Source organism: Microcoleus sp., from assembly GCF_041354475.1.
Taxonomy (GTDB): Bacteria; Cyanobacteriota; Cyanobacteriia; order Cyanobacteriales; family Microcoleaceae; genus Microcoleus.
Window position 1 is genome coordinate 1 of record NZ_JBGJZU010000086.1, and the last position, 26,183, is coordinate 26,183.

Annotated in this window: 25 protein-coding genes, 1 rRNA gene and 1 pseudogene; 13 read left to right on the forward strand and 14 right to left on the reverse strand. The window is 44.9% G+C overall.

All coding sequences use genetic code 11. The annotated features are described in order from the left end of the window. Positions 1 to 267: 267 nt before the first annotated feature. The 3 genes and pseudogenes from hslO (at position 268) to ACBR23_RS24045 (ending at position 4,250) form a co-directional block, all read left to right on the forward strand. Complete coding sequence (gene hslO, locus ACBR23_RS24035) at positions 268 to 1,167, forward strand: Hsp33 family molecular chaperone HslO (protein ID WP_341736306.1); 900 nt, start codon at positions 268 to 270, stop codon at positions 1,165 to 1,167. 231 nt (positions 1,168 to 1,398) lie between these two features. Continuing rightward, positions 1,399 to 2,138 (forward strand): annotated as a pseudogene (locus ACBR23_RS24040) (zinc ribbon domain-containing protein). Beyond that, the gene (locus ACBR23_RS24045; RefSeq protein ID WP_371114015.1) at positions 2,139 to 4,250 is read left to right on the forward strand and encodes a hypothetical protein; all 2,112 of its coding nucleotides are present in this window, start codon (positions 2,139 to 2,141) and stop codon (positions 4,248 to 4,250) included. It begins immediately after the preceding pseudogene. 94 nt (positions 4,251 to 4,344) lie between these two features. Here ACBR23_RS24045 and ACBR23_RS24050 read toward each other — a convergent pair whose 3' ends face one another. Both ACBR23_RS24050 and ACBR23_RS24055 read right to left on the reverse strand, forming a co-directional pair. Continuing rightward, positions 4,345 to 4,818 (reverse strand): TspO/MBR family protein, encoded by a 474-nt coding sequence (locus ACBR23_RS24050; protein WP_340518793.1) that lies wholly within the window; start codon positions 4,816 to 4,818, stop codon positions 4,345 to 4,347. A 268-nt stretch (positions 4,819 to 5,086) separates the two neighbouring features. After that, entirely contained in the window at positions 5,087 to 5,668 is a 582-nt protein-coding gene (locus ACBR23_RS24055; RefSeq protein ID WP_371114016.1) for a hypothetical protein, read from the reverse strand. Positions 5,669 to 5,755: 87 nt separating this feature from the next. On the opposite strand from ACBR23_RS24055, the gene ACBR23_RS24060 reads away from it, so the two are divergent. Next, positions 5,756 to 5,902 carry a hypothetical protein gene (locus ACBR23_RS24060; RefSeq protein WP_371120598.1) on the forward strand — a complete coding sequence of 49 codons (147 nt, stop codon included), beginning with the start codon at positions 5,756 to 5,758 and terminating at the stop codon, positions 5,900 to 5,902. A 95-nt stretch (positions 5,903 to 5,997) separates the two neighbouring features. Further along, complete coding sequence (locus ACBR23_RS24065; protein ID WP_340518751.1) at positions 5,998 to 6,354, forward strand: zinc ribbon domain-containing protein; 357 nt, start codon at positions 5,998 to 6,000, stop codon at positions 6,352 to 6,354. A 120-nt stretch (positions 6,355 to 6,474) separates the two neighbouring features. Here the strand turns inward: ACBR23_RS24065 and ACBR23_RS24070 are convergent, their stop codons facing one another. After that, positions 6,475 to 7,329, reverse strand: a complete 855-nt coding sequence (locus ACBR23_RS24070; protein ID WP_371120599.1) for a DUF1232 domain-containing protein — start codon at positions 7,327 to 7,329, stop codon at positions 6,475 to 6,477. Positions 7,330 to 7,441: 112 nt separating this feature from the next. Between ACBR23_RS24070 and ACBR23_RS24075 the strand changes: the two genes are divergently transcribed. Next, positions 7,442 to 8,266 (forward strand): NAD-dependent epimerase/dehydratase family protein, encoded by an 825-nt coding sequence (locus ACBR23_RS24075; protein ID WP_371120600.1) that lies wholly within the window; start codon positions 7,442 to 7,444, stop codon positions 8,264 to 8,266. 155 nt (positions 8,267 to 8,421) lie between these two features. On the opposite strand, the gene ACBR23_RS24080 is transcribed toward ACBR23_RS24075, so the two are convergent. The 6 genes from ACBR23_RS24080 to sufB all read right to left on the reverse strand — a co-directional run bounded on the left by ACBR23_RS24080 (position 8,422) and on the right by sufB (position 15,248). Further along, complete coding sequence (locus ACBR23_RS24080; RefSeq protein WP_341736312.1) at positions 8,422 to 9,048, reverse strand: SAM-dependent methyltransferase; 627 nt, start codon at positions 9,046 to 9,048, stop codon at positions 8,422 to 8,424. A 223-nt stretch (positions 9,049 to 9,271) separates the two neighbouring features. Next, on the reverse strand, positions 9,272 to 9,895 hold the full coding sequence (locus tag ACBR23_RS24085) for an SAM-dependent methyltransferase (protein ID WP_371120601.1): 624 nt from the start codon (positions 9,893 to 9,895) through the stop codon (positions 9,272 to 9,274). 176 nt (positions 9,896 to 10,071) lie between these two features. Next, positions 10,072 to 11,334 (reverse strand): SufS family cysteine desulfurase, encoded by a 1,263-nt coding sequence (locus ACBR23_RS24090; RefSeq protein ID WP_371120602.1) that lies wholly within the window; start codon positions 11,332 to 11,334, stop codon positions 10,072 to 10,074. Positions 11,335 to 11,441: 107 nt separating this feature from the next. Beyond that, positions 11,442 to 12,764, reverse strand: a complete 1,323-nt coding sequence (gene sufD / locus ACBR23_RS24095; RefSeq protein WP_371120603.1) for a Fe-S cluster assembly protein SufD — start codon at positions 12,762 to 12,764, stop codon at positions 11,442 to 11,444. After that, complete coding sequence (gene sufC, locus ACBR23_RS24100; RefSeq protein WP_371120604.1) at positions 12,761 to 13,552, reverse strand: Fe-S cluster assembly ATPase SufC; 792 nt, start codon at positions 13,550 to 13,552, stop codon at positions 12,761 to 12,763. Before sufC ends, sufD begins: the two co-directional genes overlap by 4 nt. A 256-nt stretch (positions 13,553 to 13,808) precedes the next feature. Beyond that, positions 13,809 to 15,248, reverse strand: coding sequence for a Fe-S cluster assembly protein SufB (sufB, locus tag ACBR23_RS24105; RefSeq protein WP_371114024.1), 1,440 nt, complete (start codon positions 15,246 to 15,248; stop codon positions 13,809 to 13,811). Between the two features lie 300 nt (positions 15,249 to 15,548). Here sufB and sufR point away from each other — a divergent pair, with 300 nt between their 5' ends. The 4 genes from sufR (at position 15,549) to ACBR23_RS24125 (ending at position 17,437) form a co-directional block, all read left to right on the forward strand. After that, complete coding sequence (gene sufR, locus ACBR23_RS24110; protein WP_371114041.1) at positions 15,549 to 16,232, forward strand: iron-sulfur cluster biosynthesis transcriptional regulator SufR; 684 nt, start codon at positions 15,549 to 15,551, stop codon at positions 16,230 to 16,232. Positions 16,233 to 16,334: 102 nt separating this feature from the next. Further along, entirely contained in the window at positions 16,335 to 16,706 is a 372-nt protein-coding gene (locus tag ACBR23_RS24115) for a hypothetical protein (RefSeq protein WP_371114025.1), read from the forward strand. A gap of 274 nt (positions 16,707 to 16,980) precedes the next feature. Continuing rightward, positions 16,981 to 17,097: ribosomal RNA gene (gene rrf / locus ACBR23_RS24120) — 5S ribosomal RNA — on the forward strand. Between the two features lie 145 nt (positions 17,098 to 17,242). Beyond that, positions 17,243 to 17,437, forward strand: a complete 195-nt coding sequence (locus tag ACBR23_RS24125; protein WP_371114026.1) for a DUF2283 domain-containing protein — start codon at positions 17,243 to 17,245, stop codon at positions 17,435 to 17,437. Between the two features lie 11 nt (positions 17,438 to 17,448). Here ACBR23_RS24125 and ACBR23_RS24130 read toward each other — a convergent pair whose 3' ends face one another. Next, positions 17,449 to 17,802 (reverse strand): hypothetical protein, encoded by a 354-nt coding sequence (locus tag ACBR23_RS24130; protein WP_371120605.1) that lies wholly within the window; start codon positions 17,800 to 17,802, stop codon positions 17,449 to 17,451. A gap of 185 nt (positions 17,803 to 17,987) precedes the next feature. Here ACBR23_RS24130 and ACBR23_RS24135 point away from each other — a divergent pair, with 185 nt between their 5' ends. The 3 genes from ACBR23_RS24135 to nadC all read left to right on the forward strand — a co-directional run bounded on the left by ACBR23_RS24135 (position 17,988) and on the right by nadC (position 21,533). Next, on the forward strand, positions 17,988 to 18,986 hold the full coding sequence (locus ACBR23_RS24135) for a DNA cytosine methyltransferase (RefSeq protein WP_371120606.1): 999 nt from the start codon (positions 17,988 to 17,990) through the stop codon (positions 18,984 to 18,986). Continuing rightward, complete coding sequence (locus tag ACBR23_RS24140; protein ID WP_371120607.1) at positions 18,983 to 20,473, forward strand: hypothetical protein; 1,491 nt, start codon at positions 18,983 to 18,985, stop codon at positions 20,471 to 20,473. Before ACBR23_RS24135 ends, ACBR23_RS24140 begins: the two co-directional genes overlap by 4 nt. Before the next feature lie 199 nt (positions 20,474 to 20,672). After that, positions 20,673 to 21,533 (forward strand): carboxylating nicotinate-nucleotide diphosphorylase, encoded by an 861-nt coding sequence (gene nadC, locus ACBR23_RS24145; protein WP_371120608.1) that lies wholly within the window; start codon positions 20,673 to 20,675, stop codon positions 21,531 to 21,533. Between the two features lie 112 nt (positions 21,534 to 21,645). Here nadC and ACBR23_RS24150 read toward each other — a convergent pair whose 3' ends face one another. The 4 genes from ACBR23_RS24150 to ACBR23_RS24165 all read right to left on the reverse strand — a co-directional run bounded on the left by ACBR23_RS24150 (position 21,646) and on the right by ACBR23_RS24165 (position 25,910). Next, positions 21,646 to 22,674 carry a C39 family peptidase gene (locus tag ACBR23_RS24150; RefSeq protein ID WP_341736325.1) on the reverse strand — a complete coding sequence of 343 codons (1,029 nt, stop codon included), beginning with the start codon at positions 22,672 to 22,674 and terminating at the stop codon, positions 21,646 to 21,648. 131 nt (positions 22,675 to 22,805) lie between these two features. Continuing rightward, positions 22,806 to 24,125 carry a M16 family metallopeptidase gene (locus ACBR23_RS24155; RefSeq protein ID WP_371114034.1) on the reverse strand — a complete coding sequence of 440 codons (1,320 nt, stop codon included), beginning with the start codon at positions 24,123 to 24,125 and terminating at the stop codon, positions 22,806 to 22,808. Positions 24,126 to 24,679: 554 nt separating this feature from the next. Further along, entirely contained in the window at positions 24,680 to 25,249 is a 570-nt protein-coding gene (locus ACBR23_RS24160; protein WP_371120609.1) for a Uma2 family endonuclease, read from the reverse strand. A 91-nt stretch (positions 25,250 to 25,340) separates the two neighbouring features. Then, positions 25,341 to 25,910: a Uma2 family endonuclease gene (locus tag ACBR23_RS24165; protein ID WP_371120610.1), complete on the reverse strand. Its 570-nt coding sequence runs from the start codon at positions 25,908 to 25,910 to the stop codon at positions 25,341 to 25,343. Positions 25,911 to 26,183: the final 273 nt, after the last annotated feature.

The following is a 26,183-nucleotide window of genomic DNA, read 5'->3' on the forward strand; positions in this document are numbered from 1 at the left end:
CGCCCGCTTACTGCTAACATCTTTGATTGTTAGATTGCAAGTGGGCGGAATCCTCGCCTCACACGCCTTTCATCCCACACTAACCGAGGCGGTATAGTGTGGGGATTCCCGTCTGTTTAGCTAAAAATATTGATTTGAGAGTGAAAAAAATTAAATAGCGCGATCGGGGACAAGTCTGCTACCAAAACTAAATGACCTGCTACGCCAACCGGAAGGAACTCCTAAAATGATTGAAGCAGTGATCAAAAGGCAAAAGTAGGGTTTTTCATGGCAGATCAATTAATTCGCGCTACAGCAGCAGACGGCGGAATTCGCGCTGTAGCCGTCATCACTACCCGCCTGACTGAAGAAGCCAGACAGCGGCACAAACTTTCCTACGTGGCGACGGCAGCCCTTGGCCGCACGATGTCTGCGGGACTGTTACTGGTTTCTAGCATGAAGCGGCCTGAATCTAGGGTTAATATTCGGATCAAAGGAGATGGGCCTCTGGGCGGATTGCTGATCGATGCGGGACTCGATGGTACGGTTCGGGGTTATGTGGAAAATCCAGAGGTGGAACTACCGCCCAATGCTAAAGGCAAACTTGATGTGGGTGGGGCCATAGGTAATGGCTATTTGTATGTGGTCCGGGATGTTGGATTTGGCTACCCTTACTCTAGTACGGTGGAGTTGGTTTCCGGCGAAATTGGTGACGATCTGACTCACTACTTGGCAACTTCTGAGCAGACTCCTTCGGCTTTGGTTTTGGGGGTGTTTGTTGGGGCAGATGGGGTCCAAGCCTCTGGGGGTGTGTTGCTGCAAGTTCTGCCGAAGGCGGCGAGGGATGAAGCACTGATTGCTACTCTGGAGTCGCGAGTGGCAGATCTTTCTGGCTTTACGCCACTATTGCGATCGGGTAAAACTTTGCACGAGATTCTGGAACAGCTACTGGGAGATATGGGGCTGGAAATTTTCCCGGAAACTCAAATGGTCCGCTTTCAATGTGGCTGTTCGTTCGATCGAGTTTTGGGAGCCTTAAAAATGCTGGGCGAGGCGGAACTTCAAGACATGATTGAAAAAGATGACGGGGCGGAGGCTACTTGCCATTTCTGTAATGAGGTGTACAAGGCTAGCAGCGATCAATTGGCTGAATTGATTGGGGATTTGCGATCGCAGTCCGGCTCTTAGGGCAATAATGTGTAATTGGCAATGGGCAGGAATGAGGCTTTGGCTGTTGACTAATTGCCCATTGCCAATTTATCGATCGCCGGATGCTTCCACAATGTTGACTGTGGGTAGTCTTCTGCCTAGTATTGTAAAACTTCATTGAGTTTATAAGCAATTATAAACAATAATGGTATTATATTGTTGTGAGTGTTGAACAAGGAATACGCATAGCCCAAAAAACGTAAGTCTCAAATGCAACTAACACAGAGGCACATCATTAAATCAACGGAACACCGTTTCGCCCAAATTGACGAACTAGCTTTCAAGTCCAAAAACCTCTACAATGCCGCCAATTACGTCATTCGTCAGAGCTTTATTTATGGTTGGGGTTATGTCAGTTATAACGAAATGAACCGATTGATGAAGTCTCACGAAGCATATAAGGCAATGCCAGCTAAAGTAAGTCAGCAAATCTTGATGGTGCTAGACAAGAATTGGAAATCGTTTTTTGAAGCCGTTAAAGCTTACAAAGTTGATTCTTCAAAATTCACGGGTCGCCCAAAATTGCCAAAGTACAAAGATATCGAGTTAGGGAAGAAAAACAATCAAAACTTTGTTAGTATTCCTCACTCTCGATTAATTGAAATGTTGGAGTACAAAGCTCGGCTGGCGGGAATCACAGTAATTGTGCAGGAAGAATCCTACACATCCCGCTCCAGTTTTTTAGGTTTAGACCCAATTCCTGTTTATGGAAAAACCGAAAAAGAGCCTGTGTTTACAGGGGGGCGGATTAAGCGGGGTTTGTACAAAACATCGACTGGTCAGCTAATTAATTCCGATGTGAATGCAGCGTACAATATCCTCAGAAAAGCAATCCCAAATGCGTTCCGCACTCTTGATAGGTCGTGGGCGTAGTTCAGCCGAGGCGGGTCGATCCGCTCAAAGTGAAAGGGAAGGGGGAGGGACTTAACGCCTCCCTAGTCATGCAATAAATGACTATACTTTTACCAGCTATAAATCAGTCGGCTAGATTAGCTTCTATGAGTCAAGATCCCAAAACACCAGGCCATTGGTCTGCATCAAAATCCTTGGAACCAACACCAGATACTTCATCGTTAGTGCGTGTTCCCGCACGGAAAAACCGCGCTGAGAGACTAAAAGAACTCCGCGATATGTTGACTTCGGGCAAAATGCCAGCAGAGCATCCGGCATTACCGCCGAGTTCGTCGGGGGAATATTCCCAGCCACCGGAAGAAAACAATCCTTGGTGGCTGCGGTGGTCGAAGAAGTGGCAATTTTGGCTGGCGGTAAGTTTGATGCTGTCGGTGGGTATGGGGTTTGTGGCAATTGCATCTTTGTTCAACCTGACTTCTCAGTCCAATTGCTCGAAGATTTTTTGGCCGACGGCTTCGGCTAACGATCGCTTTTTTTGTGCTCAAGAAGCTGCTAGCAAACGGACGGCGGATGATTTGCTCAGGGCGATCGAATTAGTGAATGCTTTGCCACAGGATCACCCGATGCGGCCGAGAATTAACGGTCAAATCGATCGGTGGGCGGAGGATATTCTCAGGCTGGGAAATGTGAATTTTCAAGAAGGACAACTGGCGGAGGCGATCGCGATCGCCCGTAAAGTCCCTCAAAATGTTCCCGCTTATCCCATGGTGGAAAAGCAGATTGAAAAGTGGCAGTCTAGTTGGAACGATGCAGAAAAAATTTACCGCACGGCAGAAAACCACTTGCGTAAGGAAGAGTGGGTTCTAGCTTTCCGTGAAGCAACTTTGTTATTGGATACTGGGAATACTTTCTGGGAGTCCACTAAATATGAGGAAATAACTCAGGCAATTCAGGCGACTAAAGCTGAGGGCAATAAGTTAATTAAAGCCCGAAATAAAGCGGAGGATGGAGGAGTGGATAACCTGGTGACGGCGATTAAGCTGGCTCAGGGAATTGACCAAAAGAGTTATTTGTATCAAGCTGCAAATAAGCTAATCGGGGAGTTGAGTCAGAAAATTTTCGCTCAGGCTCAAAAGCGTTTGGAATCAGGTGATTGGCAGCAGGCGATCGCGATCGCCAATAAGATTCCTGACGGTGGCAGTTTACAGGAACAAGTCAAAGATTTTAATGAGTTGGCTAATGCTACTGGTCAAGCTTTGACAGGTAATGTTGATGGTTTGTCGAAGGCTGTGGCGATGGCTAAAAATTTGAATTCGAGCCGTCCTTTATACAAAAAAGCTCAAGATTTAGTCACCCGTTGGCAACAGGAAATAGCTGATGTGAAAACTTTGGATTTGGCCTCTCGGCTGGCGGCACCGGGAGGGGTGAAGGATTTAAAGGCTGCGATCGCCCAATTGCAAACAGTTCCCGAAGCCAATCCTCGTTCTGGGGAAGCCCGCGCCCTAATTAGTCGCTTCAGCCGTCAAATGGAGCAGATCGAAGACAGTCCGTTTCTGCAAAAGGCTAATGAATTGGCGAATACAGGCGATCCAAATGCTCTGGAAGCTGCCGTTGCTCAAGCTAGGAGGATCGGTCAAGGTAGAGCTCTGTATGGGGAAGCTCAGACTAAAATTCAAGCTTGGATTGACAGGAGACAGCGACTGGTTGACCAGCCGTTTTTGGACAGAGCTCAGCAGCTAGCGGCCAAGGGCTATTTGACGGAGGCTATTGAGATGGCGAGGCGGATTCGACCGGGACGGGTGCTGTACGAGCAAGCTCGATCGAACATTCGGACTTGGGATGTTCAGGCTCAAAGCCAGCAAGGGTTGGAGAGTGCTCGTCAGGCGGCTCAAGCTGGGACTCCTGATGCTTTGGAAACGGCGATTTCCCTGGCTCGTCAGGTGCCGGAAGGGAGTTCTCTGCGATCGCAAGCGACTCAGGCGATTGAGGAGTGGAGTCAGCGGATTTTGGCGATGGGGATGGAACAGTCGTCGTCGGATTTGGCTGGGGCGATCGCTATTTTGAAGAAAATTCCTGCGGGTACTCGGTCTTTTGATGAGGCGCGATCGCAAATCCAAGTTTGGCAACAGTCGCTCAATGCTCCGGTTGCTGAATCTGAGCCTCCTGTTCCGCCGGAAAGTGAGCCGTCTCGGCCTCCAAATCGGTTTTAAGGTGGCATCGTCAGGTGATTTAACCACAGAGGGCGCAGAGAACACAGAGGGAGAGAAGAGAGATGAATACAGGATGATGCTACCGGATTTGATCTTAAACATCCGCTGGATTCAGCTCTATCATTGCCCAAGTGGTATAAGTGCCGATCGGACTCCAAAGTATATAAGGCAATAGTAACAGGGCCGCTGGTTCAGAAACTTGCAACACGCTTAAAGCCAGCATGACGCTTAAAATCGCGCCTGTCCCGCCAATAATAGTGCCGACTTTCAGGCTACGAAGTTTGCACATCACCGAGGTGTAAGACATAGTAACTATTTCTAAAAGCAGGTACAAAGCCATTCGCCACCAAGTCTCCTGAGTCCCTGGTGATTTTTCCCAAACAATCACTGCTGACCAAGCTCCACAAATAAAAATTACCGTCCAAATTAACGGAATTGCTTTTTCAAATACTAACCATCTGGGACGTTGCAGTCGATTGAACCACTTAATATCGCTGGGGGCGATTAAGTTAGAAGCTAATCCTACGAGCAAAACAACAATTCCAATTACCATCCATGATTTAATCATTTCTCTATATTCAGCGAGTTGGACTGGTGCGATCGACTTATTATTGTCTCTGATTTCGGCAGAGAACAAATCCCTCTGTAGTCATAAATTTATTTTTTATTATAAAAAATGCCCAGGCGGTGAGGAAGTTTTTAATAGCTAAAACCCTTAATTTTCTTCCTTATTTTTCTGCCATCTTGCTGCTTCTTTGTTCCTTATTCCTGCTGGTAAAACTACCCGACTTCTCTCAAAAGTCGGGGTTTTTGGTGTTTTTTTTTAGGTTTTTCCCTTAGCCGAGTCGGTGGTGATGTTCTAATTCTAAACTAGGGTCGTCACTTTTTTTGGGGACCAAAAGCGTATTGCCACTGCTAGGTTGTAGCACTGCTTTTATTACTTGCAGAAAACGGTTCGGCTTGGGGTTTTGACCGTTGAGTGCACGGCGGTCTTTCACTTTTTGAGAAAGGTGTCTCATCACAGATAAATCTAGTTCGTCAATGAAATGATCGGCTATGCGTTCTCCCATTAAATCAACAGCTTCAGAATACTGTTCGGTCAACATTTCTATAGCATCATAAGCTTCATTCGCTACTTGACTATCCACTGTTTGGTTCTGGTCTCCAGCGGTTTGAGAACAATCGCGACGGCGGTCTAAAAGACTTTGATAGTCAGCAATACTCATTCCCAAATTGTAAATGTGATGGTGGGCATGATCGATCAAGTCTACTTCGCTGGGATAGAAGAAACCGCGAGTGCTATTGATGCCATGCAGTTTGGCCCAACGTCGTAAAATTGCCTCGTCTTGCAGTTGATATCGCTCTAACATTTGAGCTGTTTTTAGCTCTACTTCTGGTGTAACTTTGAAATCGCTCATCCGTAAATCCTCGGTTGTGAGTACATAAATAAAATTGAAAGTTATGGTCAGTGATTTTTGTGCTGTCAGAAAATTACCATCGATCCTGTGACGGCATTAAGCCAGGTTTCGGGTCATTTGCTAGCCGTCGATCGAGCTATAGTTGTGCAAACTGCTACGGCGATCGGGTTAGGATCGGGAAAGAGCATTGTCTCCATCACGATCTCCACCAACTGCACAGGGTTAATTATATAGCTGATGGCAGTTTGTCAACGACTATTTAAAATAGTAAATTTTACTTATTTCAGTTGAATTTAGAGTGATTTTCAGCTAAAATAGTCGAAACAAGTGTGCAATTAATAATTTTAGTAGTTGCGATCGAGATTTTTGCTATGCCTGTATACGATTATTTCTGTTCCAGCAACAACCAGCAGCTAGAAGTTTGGCACAGTATGAGCCTGGAAGTTTCGACTTGGGGTCAATTGTGTGAGTTGGCTAAGTGTGAACTTGGAGACACGCCCGCAGATGCGACGGTGCGCCGATTGCTGAGTGCTCCGAGGTTGATGAAGCCCACTTCCGACACGGAATATAAAAATCAGGGCTTCAGCAAGTACGTCAAGCGGGATGAAGGCGTTTATGAAAATGTGACGGCATCAGATGGTGAAAGCCGGATTGTGAATCGAGAAGGCAAACCTCTTAAAGAGTGATTCGCTAGACTCATTAAATCCCTAGTGAGGACTTGATTCCCATTGATAACTTTAGGTTCTTGATGACTAAAGTCCTCACTACCAACCAATTTAATGGGAGTTGATTAACCAGACTTAATATTATGTGCCAAACCAATCTTTCATTTTCTGTTTAGCTTGTTGTTTGGTATCAGCATTAATATATACGGAAACAGTAGCGATCGCTGCTAATAATACTCCCAAATCATCGGTAAATCCGATGCCAACTAATACATCGGGAATGGCATCGACCGGAGATATAAAATAAGTCAAAGCTCCAATTACCACGCCTTTTGCCCAACCAGGAACGTTGGGATTCTGGGCAGTGTAGTATAGTATCAAAGCTTTTTCAACTACTTCTTTGCCGGCGGTTAAAGCAAATTTTTTCAGTTTGGCCCAAAAGGTTTCATCGGAGTAATTAATTTTGGCATTGCTCATGTTTGTGGCAGTTAATTTGGGATCGATTAAATCTAGAGGAATGCCAGCAGTTTTGAGTCGGGAAACACCTGACTTGAAAGATGCCGATGCTTGAGTTGGATGCGGTGCCACTTCCCTAATTTTTTGGAAATCTGCGATGGACTCTTGCATAGCTTGAATTTGCTCGTCCGAAATTCTTAGTTGTGTTTGGGCAAAGGCGATCGCTTCACTTTCTTTCGGATGAATGCTATTATTTGCCCAAGCAATGCTGACGGCAAAATACATGATTCCCAAACGGAGTGTATCAGCAGAGGTGGCGAGAGTTCCCAAACAGTCTTTGAGGGCGGGGGGACTAGCTATGTAGGATTGAATTTGAGTCTTGGCTGATTCAGAAAATTGGTCTAAATTTATGGTTTTAAATAGTAGATTTAGTTCGTCAATATCCACGGAACCATCTGCGGCTGCGATGGCAAATAAAGCTCCATAAAAAGCTAAAAGTTCACTTTCTGAGGATGTGGCAAAAATATTTTTTTCAGACATGATGCTAATCCAGTCGATCGCGACACTTGACATTTTACCACAAAACTGACAGCAAAAATATCGTCGAAACCGGTAATAATTTGAGAGAGGATGAAACCAAGGAGAATTTTTGATGAAAGTTGCGATCGTCGGTTGTGGGTATGTTGGTACAACGGTAGCTAAAAATTTACGCACCAAGTCTGATTATACCGTGACTGCGACTACCACCACCAGGGAACGAGTGGCCCAGTTGGAGGCAATTGTCCACCGAGTGGCTGTGCTTAAAGGAAATGACAAAGAGGCGATCGCTGCTTTATTGCAAGACCAAGATGCTGTTATGCTATGTGTAGGCGCTCCCAATCCTGATGCTTATCAGGAAAGTTACTTAGATACAGCAACTACTTTGGTATCAGTTTTAAAGGAGAACCCCACAGTCAAGCAGGTGATTTATACAGGGACTTATTCAGTGTATGGCGATCGCCAAGGTGCAGTAGTCAATGAAGAGTCACCAGTCGCACCCGCTAATCGAAATAGTGAAATTCTCGCAGAAACAGAACGAGTTTTATTAACAGCATCAAGTCCAAATCTCAAAGTTTGCATTCTCCGATTGGGTGGAATTTATGGACCTGGACGAGAATTGGTGAAAATCTTTGGACGTTGGGCCGGCACTACTCGTCCTGGTCGAGGAGAAGATGCTACTAATTGGGTACATCTTGATGATATTGTTGGGGGATTAATTTTTGCTTTGGAACAGCGATTGCAGGGAGTTTGTAATTTAGTCGGAGATGTGTCGCTATCGAGTAGTCAATTGCTCGATCGCATTTTTGAAGCTAATAATTTGCCTCAAGTTACTTGGGATGGAAGCCCTAGCGTCCGTCCTTATAATGCGAGGGTGTCTAATCTCAAGATTAAGGAAGCGGGTTATGAATTTATTCATCCTGAAATTCGGGAATTTTAGTTGAAAATTTCCCTTTCGGATAGCTTTAATTCACGGTTTGGAAACGACTATTTTCTGGCATCCCCGATGCCAGTGCCACAATGAAAGCCAATTAAAAAGGGCGATCGACCGTTAATAGTCGATACACCCAGATGCAATTTATCTGCTGATGAGACTTACAAACGCTGAAACAAATCCATCCGATAGCGTTTGTGATGACGCGCTAAATCTAGCATCAAAAACTTTTTGCGTGGATCGCCTAGGTGTTTCAAAGATGAGGCAGAATTTTCGACAAAAGTATTGTGAATCGTCTCTCCATCCAGGATAAAATAATCGCCCGCTGTACCTCGATAATGAACCATCAACAGATATCCGCCCGGAAGTAAGTGGTCAATAATTTTTTGTTTAGTTTCCAGCAAATCTTCCATCGTCAAAAAAAAGCCAACTTCTGAGAATAAAATTAAATCGAAATTCTCAGTAGGGAACTGTTGGGGTATCTGCATCTGCTCGAACCGCACCTGGGGGAGATGGCTACAGCGTTTCCGTGCTTCCACTAATCCTAATTCTGAATAATCTACTGACAGTAGTCTGTCACACTTTGGAGCTAGTTTTTCTGTAAGCACACCGATAGCACACGCAATTTCAAAAGCATTTTTGAACTGGACTTTAGGCAAAGCTCTGATTGTGGCTCGGAATTTACTGATTTCATTAAAATTAGTCGTGTACCCCCATGGATCAGGATTTTCACGGAAGGTTTCATCGAAGATGCTGGGTGGTGTTGATTGCTGTTGTGAAGGTTCCATCACTAACCTCTCTCTGTTAAATATTATTTAAATATAATACCAGAAAGTACCCAATATCCTGCATGGGATTTTTGAATTATATCAAAACCTGTAATCAGCGCTCTATTTTCTCCCTCTGTGTCAAGAGTGTTCTCTGCGGTTAAATAATTCCTAGCGCATGAAAAAAGGGCGATCGACCGTTAATAGTCGATACACCCAGATGCAATTTATCTGCTGATGAGACTTACAAACGCTGAAACAAATCCATCCGATAGCGTTTGTGATGACGCGCTAAATCTAGCATCAAAAAATTTTGGCGCGGGTCGCCTAGGTGCTTCAAAGATGATGCATAATTTTCGACAAAAGTATCGTGAACTATGTCACCATTCAAGATGAAGCTTTCTACTGGATACCTAAAGTGAACCATCAAAAGATAACCGCCGGGAAGTAATTGATTAATAATTTTTTCCTGGGTTTTTTGAAGGTCTTCTTTCGTCAAATAATAGCCCACTTCTGAGAATAAAATGAAATCGAATTGCTCAGTAGGGAACTGTTGGGGTATTTGCATCTGCTCAAACCGCACCTGTGGGAGGTTTTTACAGCGTTTTCGGGCTTCTTCTAATCCTAATTCGGAATAATCTACTGACAGTAGTCTGTCACATTTTGGAGCTAGTTTTTCTGTAAGTACACCGATGGCACATCCGATTTCAAAAGCATTTTTGAATCTGACTTTTGGCAAAGACCTGATAGTTGTTCTGAATTTACTGGTTTCATAAAAGCTAGACGTATACGCCCAAGGATCGGAGTTATCGCGATAGGTTTCATCAAAGAAGATGGACGGTACTGATTCTGGTTCTGAAGGTTTCATAGCTAACCCTGTAAGTTAGATAACATCTAATTAAATATACTACCTCAAAAAATAGATTCAGGACTGACGAAAGAATCGAATTTTTACACTATCTCTAGAGTTAAGGTGGGCAGAGCAAAGCGGACGGAGTACCCACCCTACAAATAAAATCTGTGCATAAGTCCTGAGCAACCAACTTATCCCATAATCTCACCAAAAAAGGCGATCGTCTCTTTCAACGCTTTCACAAACACATCAATCTCCTCATAAGTATTGTAAAAATACAAACTCGCCCGCGCCGTCGATGAAAGGTTCAAATAGCGGTGCAAAGCTTGCGTGCAGTGATGCCCCGATCGAATTGCGATTCCCTCCTCGTCCAACATGGTAGCCAAGTCTTGAGGGTGAATTTCTCCGGCGCTAAATGCCGCTAATGCAGCCCTACCTTCACCGTTGCTGTCTGGTTGCGGCCCGTAGATTTTAATCTGTGGAATTTGGCGCAATTGTTGGAACAAATAAGCCGTTAATTCTGCTTCGCAAGCATGAATCTTATCCATGCCAATGTTACTAAGATAGTCGATCGCGGCACCAAGGGCGATCGCCTCTCCGATGGCAGGTGTCCCCGCTTCAAACTTGTGCGGCAAATCGGCATAGGTGGAATATTCGAGAAACACCTCAGCAATCATCTCGCCACCGCCGAAAAACGGAGGCATTTCTCTGAGTAAATCCAATTTTCCATACAGAAAACCGATGCCAGTGGGAGCGCACATTTTGTGCCCGGAAGCAACCAACCAATCGCAATCCATTGCCTGCACATCTATTACCATATGTGGCACACTTTGGCAAGCATCAATTAAAACTTTTGCGCCATAAGTGTGGGCAATTTCGCAGATTTGTTTAACTGGATTGATGCAGCCCAAAGTATTAGAAACGTGAACGATTGACACCAACTTAGTTTTGTCGGAAATCAGCATTTTGAACTGCTCTAAATCAAACTCCTGAGTCTTCGTTAACTCCACAAACTTCAGCACCGCACCCGTTTTTTGAGCAATCATTTGCCAAGGAACGAGATTGCTATGGTGTTCCATTACTGACAGGATAATCTCATCTCCCGCTTGCAGATTGTTCAAACCCCAAGAGTAAGCAACTAAATTAATCGCTTCGGTAGCATTGCGAGTGTAGACAATTTCTTGGCGGGAAACTGCATTGATAAAAGCAGCCACTTTATCTCTAGCGCCTTCGTAAGCATCTGTGGCTTTTCCACTGAGAGTGTGGGCACCCCGGTGAACATTAGAATTGTATTTTTCATAATATTCTCGCCAAGCATTGAGTACAGCTAAAGGTTTTTGAGAAGTAGCTGCATTGTCGAGATACACTAGCGGTTTACCGTTGACTTTTTCATTCAGAATTGGGAAGTCACCGCGAACTTTTGAGGCTAAGGTTTTTTCTTGAATAAGTGTCATATTTTTTAGAAGTGATTTGTCGTTGGGTGGGGGCGGGTTGATGAGATTGTTGGTTTTAAGCAATGATTATTCGTGAAACCCGCCCCTACAGGCTGTTCAAATATGAGTTAATTTTGGATAGCCACGCAGGTAGAAAGCATTTTTGCTACTCCCAGAATTGGCAATTTATCCAAAATTTCTGCCGCAAAAGCATCGATTAGCAAATAGCGGCTTCTCTCTAAATCTAAACCGCGACTTTGCAAGTAGAAAAGTTCATCGTCTTCTAATTGGCTGACTGTTGCACCGTGGGAACATTTCACGTTGTCGGCCACAATTTCCAACTGCGGTTTAGTGTCTACGCGGGCTCTTGATGACAGCAACAAATTCCGGCTCAACTGTCCCGCGTCTGTCAATTGTGCGGCTTTGTGAACAAAAACTTTGCCGTTAAATACAGCACGAGCTCTGTTACCGATAATGCACTTGTGCAGTTGACGGCTTGTACCGTGGGGATGATTGAAATTAATCAAGCTGTGAGTGTCGGATATTTGTTCGCCAAAGGCTACGGTTAAACCATTTAGAGTTGTTTCAGTGGCTTCGCCTTGCTGAAAGACTTCTAAATTGTGCCGGGATATTTTGCCACCCAAGCTGATAGCATGACAAGTATAACGGCTATTGCGAGATTGGTCGATCGCACTTTTGCCAATATGAACAACATCCCCACCTTCCCGTTGGAGTCGAACATGATTCACCGCAGCATTTTCGCCGACAACCACATCGGTGACAGCATTCGTAAATGCCGCCATATTACCAATAGTGGCGTAGTCTTCAATTAGCGTTACATTGCTTCCAGGCTCTGCTATAACCACACAGTGTGGCTGACACATCGTGGGAGATGCCCCTGGTGCGGTCAGGAACAGCAAATGAATCGGAAGGGCGATCGACATATTGGCCGGCACGAACACCACCGCAGAATCTAGCAAACCCGCGATATTTAAAGCAGTAAATACTTCAGTTTGTTGTCTGTGCTGGCTCAAAACCTCGGCGATGCGCGCCTGATATTTTTCCGGTGCATTGGATAAATTACCTACATAAAAGTCCGGCAAATTCACCGCTGACAAATCCGGCGCATAAATACCGTTGACAAATACCAATCTTAAAGGTAAATCGTCCTTGTTTTTCACAGGCATAGTAATATCAGACAACTTAATTGCTGACTGATTACTCTGGGGTACATTAAACTGAATTGGTAACAGCGGAGACAAATCAGTAAATCGCCATTCTTCATCCTTCACCGTCGGAAAACTGGCCGCCAGCACGTATTCAGCCGCAGCATCTCGCAATTCCTGCAACCCGAAAGCGGCTGTTTGGGCATTAGCTGCGCCCAACTTTTCGCACTGATTTACCAAACCAGCCAAAAACATTTCTCTAGTAGCAACTTGCGTATTCATCATCGCGCGCCAACTCCTGCTGCTTCTTCTTCTAAAATCCAGTCATAACCGCGTTCTTCCAACTCTAGCGCCAACTCTTTCGGGCCAGTCGCAATAATTCTGCCACCTTCCATGACGTGAATAAAATCAGGAATAATGTAATTCAACAACCGCTGATAGTGAGTAATCACCAACATACAATTTTCGGCAGTTGACAATTGATTCACACCGCCAGCGACAATCTTGAGAGCATCGATATCCAAACCAGAATCTGTCTCATCCAAAATGGCTAACTTCGGTTCTAAAAGCGCCATTTGCAAAATCTCGTTGCGTTTTTTCTCGCCACCGGAAAAACCCTCATTCACGCTGCGGTCTAAAAAAGCCGAATTCATCTTGACAATATCCAGTTTTTGCTCTATCAAATCTTGGAAATCAAAAGCATCTAATTCTTCCAAGCCGCGATGTTTCAGGTGAGCGTTGTAAGCCACGCGCAAGAAATCGAGATTGCTGACACCCGGAATTTCTAAAGGATATTGGAAAGCTAGAAACACGCCAGCCAGAGAGCGTTCTTCTGGTGCTAATTCTAGTAAATTTTGCCCTAAAAAGGTGACTTCTCCGCCTGTTACCGTATAAGCAGGATGGCCGGCTAAGATTTTGGATAAGGTGCTTTTTCCTGAACCGTTTGGGCCCATGATGGCGTGGATTTCGCCGGATTTAATTTCTAGGTTCAAACCTTTTAGGATTTGGGTATCTTCGACATTCGCAGTTAAGTTGCGGACTGACAATACCACTTGACTATTTTCAACAATCATCTCTTTTTTTCCTTTGCCTCAATGGAGTTTACAGTTTTTTCTTCCTCGTCTTCCTCGTTCCTAGGCTCTGCCTAGGAATGCGTGTCACGAGGCTCTGCCTCGCCGGAAACGCGGGAGAGAAATGCGAGGCAGAGCCTCTAGATATGCGTTCCCAGGCAGAGCCTGGGAACGAGGAATTTTCTTCCTTCTTCCTTCTTCCTTCCCCCCTTGGGGGGGGCTAGGGGGGGGTGGGGGGCAGGGGGGTGACTTCTTCCTTCTACCCGACACTTCCTTCGAGCTTCAGGCTCAATAGCTTGTCAGCTTCCGCGGCAAATTCCATTGGTAACTGATTGAAAACATCTTTGCAGAAACCGCTAATCATCATCGAAATCGCATTTTCTGCGGAAATTCCCCGCTGGGCGAAGAAGAACAATTGCTCTTCACCAATTTTGGAAGTCGAAGCTTCGTGTTCCACTTTAGCAGTATGGTTCTGCACTTGAATATAAGGGAAAGTATTCGCTTGAGCATTATCCCCAATCAGCATCGAATCGCACTGAGAATAATTGCGAGCACCTTTAGCACTTGGCCCCATTTTCACTAAGCCGCGATAGCTATTGGAAGAGTTTCCCGCCGAAATTCCCTTGGAAATAATCGTGCTGCGAGTATTTTTGCCGACGTGAATCATTTTAGTTCCAGTGTCAGCTTGCTGTTTATGGTTTGTCAGCGCTACTGAGTAGAATTCGCCTACGGAGTTGTCGCCGACTAATACGCAACTGGGATATTTCCAAGTAATCGCGGAACCTGTTTCTACTTGCGTCCAAGAAATCTTGGAATTGACTCCTTGACATAGGCCGCGCTTTGTCACAAAGTTGTAAATGCCGCCTTTGCCATTGGCGTCGCCGGCGTACCAGTTTTGGACTGTCGAATATTTGATGTCGGCGTTATCCATTGTTACCAATTCCACGACGGCGGCGTGTAGTTGGTTGGTGTCAAACATGGGTGCGGTGCAGCCTTCTAAGTAAGAAACAGAGCTGTTTTCTTCGGCAACAATTAAGGTGCGCTCGAACTGGCCGGAATCTCCGTTGTTGATGCGAAAATAGGTGGATAATTCCATCGGGCATTTGACGCCTTTGGGGATGTACACGAAGGAACCGTCGCTGAATACGGCGGAGTTGAGGGCTGCGAAAAAGTTGTCGCCAACGGGTACAACGCTGCCGAGATATTTTTCTATGAGTTCGGGATAATCTTTGACTGCTTCGGAGATGGAACAGAAGATAACGCCGTCTTTGGCTAGTTTTTCTCTAAATGTGGTGGCGATGGAAACGCTGTCGAAAACGGCATCGACGGCGACATTTCCCAGGCGCTTTTGTTCGGAGAGGGGAATGCCTAGTTTCTCGAAGGTTTCTAGTAGTGTCGGGTCAACTTCATCTAAGCTGTTGAGTTTTTTGGGCTTTTGTTTTGGCGCTGAATAGTAGATAATTTGTTGGTAGTCGATCGCCGGATAGTTGACATGAGGCCAGGTGGGCTCGGTCATGGTCAGCCATTTGCGGTATGCTTTGAGGCGGAATTGCAGCATGAATTCCGGTTCGTTTTTCTTGGAGGAAATCAGCCGCACTACATCTTCGCTCAAGCCGCGGGGGATGGTGTCTGACTCGATGTCGGTGACGAAGCCGTATTTGTAGGGTTGGTTGACTAGGGTTGTGACTGTAGAGCTCATGATTTTGCGTGTTCAGTGTTCTAGATAGTGCTCTCAAAGATGGCAGACTGGGGATTTTAGATTTTAGATTTTGGATTTTGGATTGGGGAATTTTGGTAAAAGCCCGTCCTTTAAGGATGGAACAAATCGTAAATCTAAAATCCAAAATCGTAAATCCAAAATCGTTTGGCTGTCTGGGCTTGAGCGAGTTCTGCTGGACTGCTCTGTTGAGTTAAACAACAAATCTGTTGCTTAACTATATTTTAAGCTACATTAACAATAGTGATATTGTCAAAGTCTCAGAAATATTTTTTTGTGAAGATGATGCAGACTCAGCAGACTTCCACTAAACAAGACATCTTGCAGTTTTTGCTCAAGGGTGGTCAAGGGACTGCTCTTGAGTTGGCGGAGGCTTTGGATATCAGCCCCCAAGCGATTCGCCGTCATTTGAAGGATTTGGAGGGGGAGGGGCTGATTCAGTATCAGTCGGTGCAGGCTGGTATGGGGCGGCCGCAGCATATTTACGAGCTTACCAGTTTGGGGCGCGATCGCTTCGGGAATCGTTATGGGGATTTTGCGGTTTCTTTGCTGGATACTTTGGCTGAAACTGTTGGCCGCGAGCAGGTGATTTCGATTCTGCAAAAGCAGTGGGAACGCAAGGCGATGGAGTACCGCCGCTTGGTGGGTGCGGGTTCGCTGCAAGAGCGGGTGAGTGGGTTGGTTGAACTTCGCAAGGCTGAAGGTTATATGGCTGAGTGTTATCCTGTGGAATCTGTAGGTGTGGAAATGTGCGATCGCGATGTTAAGGGCGATCGTTTTGTGTTTATGGAACACAATTGTGCTATTTCTAATGTGGCCGAAACTTTTCCCAGTGTCTGTGGCAATGAGTTGGAGATGTTTGCGGCTGTGTTGCCGGATTGTACTGTGGAGCGGACTCACTGGATTATTGATGGAGAACATCGCTGCGGTTATTTGATTGCTAGGAAGAAGTTAGTTGTCAGTTGACAGTTGACTGTTGTCAGTAGGCTGTTGATAGTTGTCAGTTGGCAGTAGTAACAAATAACCAATAACCAATAACAAATAACCAATAACAAATAACCAATAACTATGGAATCTGATTTTTTAAAGCCGGAAGAGTGCGCGGAAGTTGATATGGCGCTGTTGTCGTCGAAGGAGAAGTTTTCGGCGCGGCTGGCTATTTATGCTTTGAGGGTGTTGAAGCAAATTGCTGGGGAGACTGGTTTGCCGGTGGCTGAGGTGACAAATGGGCAAGTGATGGATTGGGTTAGGAATGATGAGAGTATTAAAGGGTCGATCGAACTTGATGCTAGTTTTGAAAACTTTTTTACGAATTTGGTGGTTGCGTCTTTGCGGCCGTTGAGGCAAATTGCTGTGGAAGCTGAAAGTGCGATCGAGCAATTAACAGTTAAGCAGGTTGTGGCGTGGTTTGAGAAGGATGCGAAGATTCGCAGAGAGTAGGGTGTGGATGCTGGGTTTTTGGATTTGCGATCGGGCTGACGCGCTCAGACTCCCAGAAACCGGGTTTTTTCCGAATCTGTCGCCTGCAACGAAATATTTTCGTAAAAACCCGGTTTCTCGCCTCTCATCGGACTTCAGGACATGATCGAAAAAAAACTTTTCACCAAGGGGTTGACAAACTTAGGGGAGTTTGGTAATGTAATAAGTGTCGAGCGAAAAAGATGCAGCGCATCAAGTTTAACGCAGACACAGGATTCAAAGTTTTCAAAGCTTTCCTGGTGCTTATGATGTAATGGAACCACTCCGATCCATCCCGAACTCGGTTGTTAAACGTTGCTATGGCGAAGATACTCGGCGGGTCACTGCCCGGTAAAATAGCTCGGTGCCAGGTTAATAATAAATTAAAGCTCTTTTCCCGCAACAACGGAAAGGAGCTTTAGTTTTTTGGGGAGTTGTTAGGATCACTCGGCGGTTGAAACCGCTTCTACACAAACGAAGTCCGCCTTCGCGGACTGAAGAATAAGAGGTAAAAGTTTATGAAGATTAGTTATGATTCCGAAATTGATGCTCTCTATATTAGACTTGTAGAAGGTAAGCATCAGTGTCGCACTTTACAGTTGACTGAGGAAATTGCTTTAAATATTGGGGAAAATGAGTTATTAGTAGGGATAGAAGTTTTAGATGCTACACAGGTTTTAGGGAGTGGAAATGTACCTAATGTAGTGAAGTGAAAATATAGCTTTTACTGTAGCTTAAATTCGCTCTCCGGCTGATTAGTCGTTACTTCCAGGCGATCGACCTCCTCGAACCATTTGGCCCAAGCTTTAGCAATATCGTCTGGGAGTTTGGGTTCAGCTATTCTATTTTGGTGCTTGTGCATCACAAAGTCGATGAACTCGCTGACTTCTGGCAAGAATGATTCTGGAAGTTGCTGCAATTTGGCGATCGCGATCTCACGAATAGTCATAACAATTGCCTCTTTCAGTCGTCTTGATTTTAACACAATCATCACAGGCGATCGCCTACGGCACGCTACGGGATCGGATTTCTGATGAGTCACGCTATGGGTGAGGCCGTATATGGCGGTGGACTGCATAAGCTGGAGCCGAGGAAATTGGGCAATGCTTTAGTAGAGAAGATTTGTGAATTTTTACCCAAACCATCACTTTTTGAGGTAAAATCCTAAGTCTTGTAGCTCCTTGTTAAGTGGTTAAAACCTAAATGAACTCGTATCTTACTGCTTTGAACTCTCTACGGTTGCCCCGAAAAAGGAGCAAGGAGTTGGTTGCAGTTTCTCTTTTTTCAGGAGGCGGAGGGCTTGATTTGGGCTTATCCCTAGCAGGTTTTGACTTTAATTACTCAAATGATGAAGTTCAATATTATTGTGATACTATTGCTTACAATTTCCCAAATTGCGTGACGGAAGCTAAAGATGTTAGGGATTTAAAGGGACATGAAATTAGAGAACAGATCAAGGCTGAAAGGATCAGCCTCATTGCAGGAGGCCCACCTTGTCAGGCATTCAGCATTTTAGGTAAGAGAGGTTCTTTCTCAGATATTCGAGGACAGCTTGTCTTTGACTACATTCGCCTTATAAATGAGCTAGAACCAGAAGCTTTTGTTTTTGAAAATGTACCAGGATTATTAACCATCAACAATGGTGAAGACTGGGAAAAGCTTTACGAGAACTTTCAGGTAGAGACGGGGTACGACATTCATACAGAGACTTTGAATGCTGCTGACTATGGAGTGCCACAAATTAGAAAAAGAGTTTTTGTAGTGGGTTTTCGTCAACCTGCTGAATTTACATTTCCTAAACCTAGATATCGCGATCCATCAAGTTTAAACTTACTTAATCAGAATATTTCAGATTGGATACCTGCAAAGCTGGCGTTGGAGAACGTTGATGGTCTATATAATCATGATATTCGTATTCATGGCGATAGAGTTCGTAGCCGATACGAGAAAATTCCACCAGGCGGAAGGGACAAAGTAGATCATACAGATAGAATCGAGCCTGAAAAGCCTTCAGGAACAGTATTGGTTGGTTCTAAATCTGGTGGTGGTAGACCTCATATTCATCCATACATTCCTCGACACATCACTGTCAGAGAAGCGGCGCGTCTTCAGTCATTTCCAGATTGGTACAAGTTATTAGGAACATCAACAGCACAGTACAGGCAAATTGGTAATGCTGTACCTCCACTACTTGCTTTGGCTGTGGGAGAATCTATTCGACATACACTAAAAAGTCTAAATAAGAAGGAGTTAGCGGTATGACGCTTCCTTATCCAGGATATTCTTGGTCTTTCAATCATCACATGGGAAGGGTAAACTCAAGAGAAGTTTTTGCACTTCTTGAGTCAGCTTATAGATTCAGACAATATCCAAACTATCGAACGCTGGTCAATCAAACTCTAGTCGCTCAAGAAATTTTTACCCCAAATGTCAGATCAGATTCTGGACAAATAGATGCTTGGCGTGATTATCAACAAATTCTCCCTGATTTGGGACTTATCTACTCGACGAGATACATTAGACAGCCACAGTTAACGCCAATTGGTCTAATGTATATTGATGGCACGATTGGTTACTCTGAACTGTTTTCTACTCAAGTTCTTGCTTACCAATATCCAAATGGACACAAAACAGATATATCTCCTGCGGTAAAAGGAGAGCTATCACAAGCAGGAATAAGCATTCCACCAAATCGAACACAGCTAGATGTCAATTCAGGAATTTTAATCAAGCCCGGAGTGCTAATTTTACAAATTCTGGTTGAACTGTATCGGCAAGGTTTTTCTCCCACTCTAGATACCCGCGAGTGCCTTTTATCACTTGTACCCACAATCCGTAATAGTTACTGGCAAGAGGCTTATGCAAGATTACTACAACTGAGACAGTCAGATGATACATCTCAGGTAGATAAACGTAGGCTGCGAGATGTTCAAGAGTGGTTTCAATTTTTGGGGCAAAGTGACTTTGCAGTTAAAGAAGGCAACAGCATTTCTTTATCATCTACGGTTTTGGCAGAAATTGAGCAACTTCAGGCAGTTTTAGAATTTCATAGTGATCCAGCAACTTTTTGGATGCCACAGAGTTCTGTTGAGCGTGAAAATGCCTTAGCGTGGTATGGGTTCTTTGGCAGCCCAACCATTGAATCTCAGTGGATAACACCTGATGAGTTACGAAGCCAAGAATATCTTTCAGAAAACTACCCTGATCGTGAGTTGCTCTATGCAATTGATAGTCCTCCGGTCACTACAGAAATTAATCTCAGACCTTTTTTACCAAGCATTCCTGAAGTTGTTGATGTAAACGTTGACATTGATGTTGAAAGCATCGTTCAAGGACGAACGCGACTACGTGATAAAACACGCCAGCATCAAGAAATTATCGCAAGGCTTGCAGCCACATTAACAGAGCTTTCATACAACGTAGCAGATGATCCGAACTCTGTTGATCTACTTGCAGAAAGAGATGGCTTAGAAACCATCTTTGAAGTTAAGACTATCAATCGAATAAATTTTCAACCGCGTATTCGTTTGGGCGTTGGACAGCTATCAGAATATAGATACAGACGGCAACTTCAAACTCAAGTCAGACCCCATTCTATTTTAGTTCTCGGTAATACTCTTCAGCTTCCAACATGGGCACATGGTTATTTTTCATTCGATATAAACATTGGAATCTTGTGTTCTAGAGCAGGTGCGTTTGTGGCGTTAACCGATGGAGCGGTGGAGCTAGAAGTTCAAAATGCAAGTTGAGGATGTAAACGCCTCGCTGAGATTCAACTTGCCTAAAATTACGCGATCGACTATCGTTCCTAATAGCAGTCCTGGACGCACCGGTAGTCAGAAACCGGGTTTTTTCCGAGATACTTTGTTACAGCCCGATTCTCTGGCAAAAACCCGGTTTCTTGGGTTTTGATGCGTAATTCCTATTAATATAACAACCGACAAAAACATGAAAGCAATATTGCCACCTTGGATAGTTTTAGACTCCCTATTGCACAACTGGCTGCTAGAAGATATCGGTAGGGGCGATCGCACAACATCGGCCTTATTCCCCGCAGCCAGCATCCAGGGTACTGCTAAATGGATAGTCAAAGAAGCTGGAGTCATTGCCGGATTGCCGATCGCACATCGCACATTTAAACTTTTAGACAGCAACCTCAGTTTCATCCCCCAAGTACCGGAAGGGAAACTGTGCGAAAAAGGAGAAGTAATCGCCGAGATTTCTGGCAATTTCGATGCGCTGCTAACCGGAGAAAGAGTAGCATTAAACTTGGCAATGCGTTTGAGCGGCATCGCTACTTTAACTCAGAAATATGTTGACAAAATTGCCGATTTGCCCGTGCAATTGGTGGATACCCGCAAGACAACACCAGGGTTGAGATTGTTGGAAAAATACGCGACTCAAATCGGTGGTGCTTGCAATCACAGGATGGGATTAGATGATGCGGTGATGATTAAAGACAATCATATTGCGGCGGCTGGGGGAATTGCCGAGGCGATCGCCCTAATTCGCAATTCTATCCCCTATCCGCTGACAATCGAAGTTGAAACCGAAACTCTGGCTGAGGTAGAGACAGCCTTACAGCACAAGGCGGATATCATCATGTTAGATAATATGTCCTGCGATTTGATGCGGCAGGCTGTGGCAATAATTCGCGAAAAGTGCGATCGGGTGAAAATTGAAGCTTCCGGGAATGTTACTTTGGAAACTATTCGGAGTGTGGCGGAAACCGGAGTTGATTATATTTCAACCAGTGCTCCGATTACGCGATCGACTTGGCTGGATTTGAGTATGAAAATTAATAGTTAGTTGACTGTTCGCTGTTGACTGTTCGCTGTTAACTGTTAACTGTTGGTTATTAGTTAATGTTAATAACTAATAACCAATGCCCAATGCCCAATGCCCGATTCCCAATGCCCAATTATTTGGATATAAAATGAACCCAGAAATTCCCGTCAGGCATACAAACGTTGCGGATTAAACGCTCGGAATAATACAAATAGGAACCGCTAATACTCGTGTCGTAGCCATCGGGAAACCACTCTCCATAGGGGTCGTGAACAAAGAATCCATCGCTGTCATAACCTACTACAACGATGATATGACCGAAAGACGTGAAATATCCGTGGATCACAGCCGGATTGCCACTGGCTAGCCAATCTCTAAGGTCCTGAATAGTTGCATTTTCTGTAAAGTAATCTTGGGCACCATAATCTTTGACAATCTTTGCTAAATCCAACGGTTCCCAACGACTGTAACCTTTGGCGATCGCATATTCGTAGAGTTCGTCCTCAAATTGCCCGGTTTTTTTGCGTCGCGCAATCCTCAAAAAATCCAGACACATTGCTATGGAAGTTACATTACAAGAACCACTAGGATTGTAAAAATTATCCATTTGGGAGCGGTAAGGAACTCCCAGTCTGACAGTGGGTGGATTTATTTTGGGATAGAGCACCACACCTTCTTGAGTAACTTGAGCCTGGGTTCCCAAAACATACCAAATCCCCGAACCTTTAAAGGACTGGTTGCGCAAAGCAATTCTCAGGTGGCCGCGAATGGGAGCAAAAGCAATCAGTTCAAACTCTTTTCCCGCTGGTATTGACTGTTTTTCCGCGTCAAGAAGTTGAGAAGTTGCCAGAGGTTTTGCTTTAAAAACTGTGTCTTTGAGGATTTTTAGGACGATCGGAGGTGTGGGAATGTCTCCCTTTTTGGTCTCGATCAGCTTTTCGGCTGTGACTGCTCCCAAAAAACCAAGTTCGCCACACTTCATCAGGGTTTGAAACCGATGGAGAGCGGCGGTAGAGAGGGGACCAAATAAGCCGTCTACGGGGGGTTTGAGTAAACCCAAGTCAATCAGGCGAGTTTGAATTTGGCGACTGAGTTCGTCGTCAGCCGCGATCGCCTTGACATCGTACCTCATTTGGGATTTTAGAAAGTTTTGTAATTTCATCCTTGCCCACCCATGTGTAATAATTCCAAGCTTATCCTCTCAGAAAATTACGATAGTTTTGTCGATCGCCCCTATGTTGAAGGCTTTGTATTCATGATTCGATACAAAACCTTCAAGGGGAGACTGCAAAATCAGGAAGGGCGAACGATCAGTATGCCGATCGCATCGGGAGACAAATATTTGACGGCGGCATCCCGGAGATCCGTGGGAGTCAGAGCTTGGATGCAAGCGGTATAGTTGAGGGCGGGAGCGATATCTCCTACCATCGACTGATAGTAGCCGTACAAACTAGCCCGATCGCTTGGAGTTTCGTTACCAAACACAAACCGATTTGCCACTTGAGTGCGGATGCGGGAAATTTCAGCATCTGTCACCAGTTCAGTTTGCAGAGTGCGGATGTGTCGGACAATGGCTGCTTCGACTTCTGGCAAGTTTTCCGCCACCAGGTGAGCGGAAATTGAGAAAACACCGCCTAGTCGCTGAGTCATGTTGCTCACAGAAATGGACGAGACTAGCCCCTTATCTTCTCGCAACTCTTGAACTAAGCGAGTTGTGCGCCCGTGACCTAAAATAGTGGCTAAAACGTCTAGGGCATAGGTTTCGGAGATGTCAATGAAACCGGGTGCTCGCCACATCATCATCAGTCTGGCTTGCTGGAGAGCCGAATCGACAAACTCGTGGCGGACTGTTTCTGTCAAGGGCGATTCTGGAAAGTATGTCGGGGTTTGGGGTGTTGAGTGATTTTTGGCAGCAGCGATGTCTATGTTGCCGTTTTGTGCTGTGCTTTTTGCCGAAAAACTGTCTGCCACAATTTGAATTAATTGATCCACGGGTAAATTCCCTACAGCCACTGCTGTCATGGCGCTGGGCTGATATCTGCTGCGGTGGAAATCGCGCATTTGTTGCGCGGTAAGGTTTTCGATCACCGAGCTAGGGCCGAGGACGGGACGGCGATAGGGTAAGGATTCAAAGGCTATTTGGACCGATCGCTGATAGGTGCGGCGGCCGGGATTGTCTTCGGATCGCCTAATTTCTTCTAAGACTACCAGTCTTTCGCGATCGAAGGCATCGTCGGGAATGCTGGCATTTAGCAACACATCGACTTGCAGGGGAGCTAGTTCGGCAAAGTCTTTGGGGGCTGTGGTGATGTAGTAGTTTGTGTAATCCTGACTGGTGGCGGCATTGGTGACTGCGCCGCGTTGTTCGATCGCCCGCTCAAATTCTCCGCTTTGAATACTGGGAGTTCCCTTGAAAATCATGTGTTCTAAAAAGTGAGCCATCCCGTTGATTTCGTCGGATTCGACGGCGGAGCCCAAGTTCACCCAAATGCTAAGGTTAACCGCATCAACCGGCAAGTGTTCGGCGATGACTGTGAGCCCATTGGGGAAATGGCGGATGGTTGGGGCGTTGATGGGCGATCGGGCTGAGGATTTGAGCAGGGTTGATGTCATTTGGATTTTTGGTTGATCTTATTCTCTCTATCTTAAATCGCTTTTAAGGAAGTCATCGGTCGTCGGATTTGAGATTTGAGATTTGGGATTTTAGCTCGATCGCGCTTTTGGTGGCTGTTGGAGATGTTGTTTGGGGCGATCGGGTAACACCAGATAGAGCATCTTCTAGCTAGAAATGAGCGACTTAATTTGTGTTGAAACTGGTTTACTATTTGCTAATAAGTGTCATTGATGACGACTAAATGAATACACGAAATATCAGGTTCTAAAATTGATGAAAAAATTGATGAAATATACCTACCGATCCGGGAGCATCCCGATTGTGTAAGGACGAAGCATGACCGCAGACAATTTATTAGCGATCGCCAGAGATTTACAGCCGTCATGCTTCGCCCCTACGAATATAATTGCCAAACACAGATGCACCCACTTATCCAGGGATTTATGACACCATAAATAAATTAATGTATATCTAAAATTTAGCAATATTTCTCACTAATCTCAAACAGAAAATTCAATTTTTGTTCGTGCAGATTCTCGATCGCACTTTAAAGTCAACGCCCTTGCAATAGCCGTTCGGCCGTCAGTTCCAACACGCCTAACACAGGGGAGGCGATCGCGCTATCACCCGTATACACAACCTCTTCATACAAACCTTCAACCCACTCCAACACCGTCACCCGCTGTTGTATCGGGTCAACAATCCAATACTCCGCAATTCCTCGCGCCGCATACTCAGAACGTTTGTAGCGATAATCTCGATTTTCTTGATGAGGACTCACCACTTCTACTACTAACAAGGGTGGTGGCATATCCATCATAATGGTCGATCGGCTACTTCCCTCCAAAGCCGTAGCCAATTCCTCCGATAGCACCATCACATCGGGAAAACGAGTCGTCGCCCGCGCACCAAGGACAACAATTTCAGTCTTAATTCTCAATCGATAAGTTGGAATACCGAGTTGAAAAAATAGAGTCAATAGAAATGAGCCAATTCGGCGATTTAGATCGCTTTCTGGGGGCGAAACAATTAGTTCTCCATTGTCCAGTTCGTACCGAGTATCTGTACCATCATCAAAGTTCAGATACTCTTCCAGGCTCATTTTTTGGGATGCAACGGTCATAGCAACTACGCCTCTGCTAAAAATTATTCAGGTGTACTCATCATTTTAACAATATTTCTAAGTAATCTAAAATTGAATATCACCCACTTTTTCAACGCCCTTGCAATAGCCGTTCGGCCGTCAATTCCAAAACGCCCAATACAGGAGATACGATCGCGCTATCACCCGTATACACAACCTCTTCATACAAACCTTCAACCCACTCCAACACCGTCACCCGCTGTTGTATTGGGTCAACAATCCAATACTCTGGAATCCCTCGCGCCGCATACTCAGAACGTTTGTAGCGATAATCTCGATTTTCTTGATGAGGACTCACCACTTCTACTACCAGCAATGGTGGTGGCATATCGCTCATAATAGTCGATCGGCTACTCCCCTCCAAAGCCGTAGCCAATTCCTCCGATAGCACCATCAAATCCGGTAAACGACTCCCAGCCCGCGAACTACTCACCACAATTTCAGTCTTCATCATCAATCGATAAGATGGAATACCCTGTTGCAAGAATAGAGCAAATAGCAATGAGGCAATTCGGCAATTGAGTTGGCTTTCTGGGGGCATAACAATCAGTTCTCCATTGTCCAGTTCGTACCGAGTATCTGTACCATCATCAAAGTTCAGATACTCTTCCAGGCTCATTTTTTGGGATGCAACGGTCATAGCAACTACGCCTCTGCTAAAAATTATTCAGGTTTACTCATCATTTTAACAAGATATCTAGCCCTCTCAAGACCATCCCAGGGCGTGTAAAATCTAAAATTTATTGACAATATTGACAAACTGTGAATCTTTTTATCGATCCCAGGCGATCGGTATGCCTCTAATCATTAATTTATTGGACAAGACTGAACAATGCGTACATGGTGAGCCATAATACTAATATGGCAAAGTACGTGAAACCAAATGAAGCAGCTAACACTTTGGGAGTTTGCC